This window comes from Cellulosimicrobium sp. I38E (genome assembly GCF_001647255.1).
Lineage (GTDB): Bacteria > Actinomycetota > Actinomycetes > Actinomycetales > Cellulomonadaceae > Cellulosimicrobium > Cellulosimicrobium cellulans_E.
In genome coordinates, this window is record NZ_LUAZ01000084.1 from 1 (window position 1) to 6,284 (window position 6,284).

Sequence of the window (6,284 nt, forward strand, 5' to 3'; positions counted from 1 at the left end):
GGGTGGGGTGGTGCTGTGCGGTGTGGTGCTGTGGAGGTGCGGGGTGGTGCGGTCGTCGCGCCGGACGCGTCAGCGGGCCGGGACGTCGACGACGGTGCGCCGGTGGCGCGACTCCTCGGCCGCGAACACGGCGAGGTGGCTCTGGAGGGACTCGACGGCGCCCGACCGGACGTGGCTCGGGTCCCCCGTCGCGACGGCGCGCACGAACGCGTCCATCACCCCCGAGTCGCCGCCGCCGTGGTCGTCGGCGGCGTTCGTGGCGCCGTGGTGGCCGCCGTCGTGCACGGTGACGCTGCCGTCGCGGAAGTCGGTCACGCGGACCTTCTCGCCGTCGCCGTCGAGGCACCCGTGGGTGCCGAAGATCTGGGTCTTGCGGTGGTCCTGCTCGGAGAACGCGGTCATGGTGAACGTCGCCGCGCCGCCGCCCTCGAGCTCCATCGCGACGACCTGGTGGTCGACGACGTCGTTGTCGGAGCCGTAGACGCAGCGGCCGTAGTCGGTCGTGCGCAGGGCCTCGACGACGCCCGCCTCGTCGGTCGCGTCCGTGATGACGGAGACGGGCCAGATCGGGCCCTGCTCGCGCAGCGTCGTGAGGTAGAGGCGCGGCGCCGAGTACGGGCACGTGGGCTCGAGCGGGCAGTCCAGGCAGCGGTCCGCCGCGCCCGCGGGGCGCTCCTCGGGCCGGAAGTGCTTGAGGGAGCCGAAGCTCGCGACCGTCGTGATCCGCTTGCCGGTGACGTAGCGGATCCAGTCGAGGTCGTGGCTCGACTTCGCGAGCAGCATCGGGCTCGACGTCTTCTCCGAGCGCCACGGCCCGCGGACGTACGAGTGGGCGTCGTGCCACCAGCCGACGGGCTCGAGGTGCTGGACGTTGACGATCTCGCCCAGGACGCCCGAGTCGACGACCGACTTCACGAGGTCCGTGTACGGCATGTAGCGCATCACGTGGCACACGCCGAAGAGCACGCCCGACGCCTCGACCGCGTCCACGACGTCCCGGCACTCCTCCGGGCTCGGCGCGAGCGGCTTCTCGACGAGGATCGCGTACCCCTGCGGCGCGAGCGCGACGACGGGGTCGCGGTGCTCGCGGTCCTGCGTCGCGACGATGACCATGTCCGCGAGCCGGCCCGTGCCCCCGGCGGCCCGGTCGGCGTCGCCCGCGGCGACGAGGTCCTGCCAGCCGGCGAACTCCGCGACCTGCGCGAGCTCGACTCGCGGTTCGACAGCGAGCGTCGCGCCCGACTCGGTGCCCGAGGCGAGGGCGTGGGCTGCGGAGAGGCCGGCCTGCGCCGCGACGGCCTGGTCGACGACGAGCCCGCGCTGGTGGGGTCGGGGGTCGGCGACGGCGACGAGACGGGCACGGTCGGGGTGCTCGGCGATCCAGCGCGCGTACGTCTGACCACGGTTGCCGGCGCCGACGAGGGCGACGGTGACAGGCTGGGGGTTCGGGGTCACGTGTGCGGTCCTTGCTCCGTTGCGATGGTCCTGCGGGGCGGGGGTCTCCCGGCCCTGGCAGGCCTCGTTTGCTATTTGCTATAGCAAGCCTGCCATGCCGATGTTACGCCAGATCGGCGCTCGTGTTAACTCGCGCACGACGCGATGCGGAGTTGTGACCTTCGCACCGCGGCTCACTCGGGCTGCCCAACCCGGGATCGCTCCCCAGGGTGAAGGCGTCCTGGGGAGCGATCCCGGGTTCGGCGGGTGGTGCCGTCGGGCTGGTGTCAGACGACGAGGTTGCCCGTCGTGACGACGCGGTCGCCGTCCTCGGGGAACGCCGTGCGGGTGACGCCCTGCTCGACGTTGCCGCTGTGCAGGGCGTACGAGTCGCCGCCCAGCGCGGACGGCGCGAGCGCGAGGCTGCCGCCCGCGAAGGTCGAGCCCGTGGCGGACCACTTGTTGATACCGGCGTCTAGGTTCACGTGTCCAGTGTCACCCGACGGCGCGGTGCTCCGGACGCCGTCGAGCGCCCACGTGACCGGCTTGTCCGCCTTCGCCCGGCGCAGGAAGCTGCCGCCCGCGGGCTTGCCCTCCAGCCGGGCGCCGCCGTCGAGCCGGATCGTCTGCTCCGCGGCGCCCGCCGCGACGAGGGCGACGTTGCGCACGACGCCGCCGCGCACCGTGAGGTCGCCGCTCGCCGTCACGGTCCCCTCGCCCTCGGCCGCCTCGAGCGTGCACGCGTCGAGCACGACCCGGCCCTTCCCGGCGAACGAGGCGTTCTTCAGCCCGTTCAGGGTCGTGTGGACGAGGTGCACCGGGTTCGTGACGTTCGCCTGGGTGATCGCGGTGTCCGGCAGGACCGCGAAGCGCGACCCCTCGATGACGTTGGGCCGCTTCGACAGCGCCGAGGCCTGGGAGATGATCAGCGTGTCGTCGGCCTGGCAGCCGCGGAGCTGGACGCCGTCGGCGTTGACCCACAGCATCCCCGAGCCCGCGAGGCCGTCCTTGCGGATGACCTGCACGTCCTCGAGCGTGAGGTCGGTGACCTTGACGCGCGCGACGAACCACGAGCACACGTGCCGCGTCACCGTGATGCGCTTGGCCGCGCCGCCCCAGGCCGCGCCCGAGTTGGCGAACGTCATGAGGCCCGAGTTCCCCACGTAGGTGAGGTCGTGCTCGTACTGGCCGTGCGTGACGAACGGGCCCTGGTCGTCGCCGTCGCCGTGGCAGTTCTCCACCAGCCCGTACGACGACGCGGTCCAGTCGTTGAGGTGCCGCGCGTTGGTCGTGTGGCAGTCCACGACGTGCCCGTAGTTGCAGTAGATCTGCTGCGTCAGGTAGCCCGCGCCGCCCCACGTGACCGACGCCGGGTTGGTCAGCGAGCAGCCCGCCGTGCGGAAGAACGTGCTCCATCGGCGCATGACGAGCGGCCAGAAGGTCGCGACGCCGTGCACGTTCTCCACGTCGCAGCGCACCGCGTACTCGTAGGCGATCGGGTGCGAGCCGGTGTACTGGTCGCCGTCGGGCCGGCCGCGGAACGCGAGGTTGCGCACGTGCACCTGCTCGACGGGCTCCACGCGCGTCCACGTGAGCGTGCGGCCCTTCGCGAGCGACCAGCCCGCCTTGTAGTTGACGCGCACGTGGGTGGCGTCGACGATCTGCGTGATCTGCACCAGGCGCTGGAGCTCGCGCTCCCACCGGCCGGCGAGCGCGTTGACCTCGACCGCGTACCACTGGCCCACCTCGAACCGCGACGCGTCCGCGACCTCGTAGTCGTCGCGCAGCTCCGGCATCGTCGCCGTGAGGGTGTTCGTCCGGACGTCGTCCGTGACCTTCCCGCGGAAGAACAGCACGGCCGCGAAGGGGTCGTCCTGCCCGGCGTCCTCGATGCCCTCGGTCGTCATGAGGTGGTTGCCGAAGTCGAGCTCGAGGTTCGAGCGGGTGAAGGTGTGGCGGCGGGTGAAGTTGAGGTCGGTGTGGGCCTCGATGCGGGTGATGCTGGGGTCGTCGACGAGGGCGTCGAGCGCGTCGTCCGCGGGGTCGTCGGGGCCGAAGAGGCCGAACCAGCGGAAGTCGGCGGTGCCGGTGTGCAGGGTGTGCCAGCGGCCCTTGGCGCCGGCGTCGCTCGGGGCGAGGACGGTGCCGCCGTTGGTGGTCGCGGTGGACTTGGCGTCGTAGCGCAGGAGGCGCTCGGCGCCGTCGCCCGCGGTCGCGTGGCCGAGGAGCTGGGCGACCGTGCCGTCGTCGAGCTTCTTGGCCTTCCAGCCCGTGAGCTCGGCGACGGTGGCGGCGACGAGGACCTCGGCGTCGGGCTTGTCGTTCTTGCCCGTGGGGAGCGCTCCGGCGAGGGGCGCCGCGTGGGCGCTGCCGCTGCCGAGGGCGACGGCGCCCGCGGCGAGGGAGGCGATACCGGCGACGCGCAGCAGGTTGCGCCGCGAGGGCGGCTGGGCGGCCTCGCCCGGCGCCGCCGTCGTCGGCTCGGTCGTGGTGTCGAGGGTCATGGGTGTCCTTTCGTCGGCCCGTGCACGACGGCGCGGGTGTCGGTGGGGAGGAAGGTTCGGGTGCCCGGGTGGTCGCCCGGGCGGGTCACACTGTGAGGTTCGCGTCGACGAGCACGCCGTCGCCGGACGTCGTGAGCCCGGTGCGGTCGACGCCCGTCTCGACGTTGCGCGTGTGGAGCACGCGCACGCCGTCGGGCAGGTCGAGGCGGCCGCCCGTGAACCGCGACCCGGTCGCGGCGTAGCGGTCGCCCGCCCGGAGCGTGACGTGCGCGGTGCCGTCGGCGGCCCGCAGGTCGGCGCCGCGGAGCGTGACGTCCACGGTGCCCGCGCCGGTGCCGCGCGAGACGAGGGCGCCGGCCGTCGTCGTGCCCGACGCCCGCACGCCGTCGAGCACGAGCCGCTGGTCGCGCGCGCCGCTGAGCCGCACGCCCACGCCCCGCCACGACCCGCCCGTGACGGTGACGTCCGCGGAGCCGAGGTCGACCGGGGCGGCCGGGGTGTCGCCCGTGCCGCCGACGAGCTCGCAGTCGGTGAACGTCACGGTGCCGGGGCCGCGCAGGATCGTGCCGTCCACGCCCGTGATGCGGGTGCGGACGAAGTGCACGGGGTTCGTCACCGGCGTCTGGTGCAGCACGGACCCGGCGGGCAGCGCGAACGCGCAGTCCTCGACGACCGTCGGGCGCCGCGACAGCGACGACCGCTGCCCGACGGCGAAGAAGCCGGCCGTGCAGCCGCGCACCTGCGCGCCGTCGGCGTTGATCGTGAGCGTCGCCTGCGGGTCGAAGGTCGAGCGGGCGACGACGTGGACGTCCTCGAGCGTGAGGTCGGTGATCTTGGTGCCCGCGACGAACCACGAGCACGTGTGGTGCTTGACGGTGATGCGCTTGGCCGCGGTGCCCCACTGGCCGCCCGAGTTGGCGATGTCCATGAGGCCGCTGTTGCCGACGAACACGAGGTCGTGCTCGTACTGCCCGTGGGTCGTGAACGGGTTGCCGCCCTGGTCGTCGCCGTCGCCGTGGCAGTTCTCCACGAGGCAGTACGCCGACGCGGTGAGGTCGTTGAGGTGCCGCGCGTTGTGGCTCGTACAGTCGGAGACCCGCCCGTACAGGCAGTAGATCTGCTGCGTGAGGTAGCCGGCGCCGCCGTAGAAGACCGTCGGGGGGTTGGCGACCGAGCACCGCTCGGTCACGAAGTGGGTGTTCCAGCGCCGCATGATCACGGGCCACCACGTGCGGTGGCCGTGCACGTCCGAGACGTCGCAGCGCACCGCGTACTCGAACGCGACGGGGTGGGAGCCGGTCATCTCGCGGTCGTCGGGCAGCTCGCCGTTCGCCGGGCCGTCGAAGGGCCCGGAGCCGTGGAACGTCATCGCGCGCACGTGCACCTGCTCGACGGGCTCGACGCGCGTCCAGGTGAGCAGGCGCCCGGCGGGCAGCTCCCAGCCGTTCTTGTAGTCGACGCGCACGTGCGTCGCGTCGAGCACCTGCGTGACCTGGACGAGGCGCTGGAGCTCGCGCTCGTCGCCTCCGCCCCCGGGGCGCTCGTCCGAGCGCAGCGCCCACCACTGCCCGACGGCGAACGCGCCCGCGTCCGCGACCTCGAAGACGTCGACGAGGTCGGGGAGGGTGGCGGCGAGCGTGCGCTGCTGCGTCTCGTCGGTCACCCGCCCCTGGAAGAACAGGACCGCGCCGAACGGGTTGTCGTGCGCGTTGCGCTCGATGCCCTCGCTCGTGACCGTGTTGCCGCCGAAGTCGAGCTCGAGGTTCGAGCGCGTGAACGTGTGGCGGCGGGTGAAGTTGAGGTCGGTGTGGGCCTCGATGCGGGTGATGCTCGGGTCGTCGACGAGGGCGTCGAGCGCGGCGTCGGCGGGGTTCTCCGGGCCGAAGAGGCCGAACCAGCGGAAGTCGGCGGTGCCGGTGTGCAGGGTGTGCCAGCGGCCCGTGGTCGTGGCGTCGGCGGGGGCGAGGACGGTGCCGCCGTTCGGTGCGGCGGTGGACTTCGCGTCGTAGCGCACGAGGCGGGCGGCGCCGTCGCCCGCGGCGGCGTGGCCGAGGAGCTGGGCGACCGTGCCGTCGTCGACCTTCTTGGCCTTCCAACCGGTGAGCTCGGCGACGGTGGCGGCGACGAGGACCTCGGCGTCGGGCTTGTCGTCGTTCTTGGCGCCGAGCGGTGCGCCGGCGAGGGGCGTGGCGTGGGCGCTGCCGGTGCCGAGGGCGACGGCGCCTGCGGCGAGGGAGGCGATACCGGCCACGCGCAGCAGGCTGCGCCGCGACGGGGGCGGGGCGTCGACCGCCGGCTCGGGTTGGCCGAGGGTCGGGGACGCGGGGCGGGTCTGGGATCGGGGAG

Annotated in this window: 3 protein-coding genes; all 3 read right to left on the bottom strand. The window is 73.3% G+C overall.

The genetic code is table 11. From position 1 onward, the window contains the following. Positions 1–69 precede the first annotated feature (69 nt). The gene (locus A0J59_RS20125; protein ID WP_064317260.1) at positions 70–1,455 is read right to left on the bottom strand and encodes a Gfo/Idh/MocA family protein; all 1,386 of its coding nucleotides are present in this window, start codon (positions 1,453–1,455) and stop codon (positions 70–72) included. Positions 1,456–1,721: 266 nt separating this feature from the next. Then, a complete protein-coding gene (locus A0J59_RS20130) occupies positions 1,722–3,938 on the bottom strand; it encodes a peptidase C14 (RefSeq protein WP_220084528.1) in 2,217 nt (738 codons plus the stop codon). 85 nt (positions 3,939–4,023) lie between these two features. Next, positions 4,024–6,284, bottom strand: a 2,261-nt coding sequence (locus A0J59_RS20135) for a hypothetical protein (protein WP_369799803.1), incomplete at its 5' end; no start/stop codon positions are given.

Bases quoted from the DNA above. Each gene is read 5' to 3' on its own strand.
- A0J59_RS20130 (WP_220084528.1), bottom strand. From the start codon at position 3,938: ATGACCCTCGACACCACGACCGAGCCGACGACGGCGGCGCCGGGCGAG.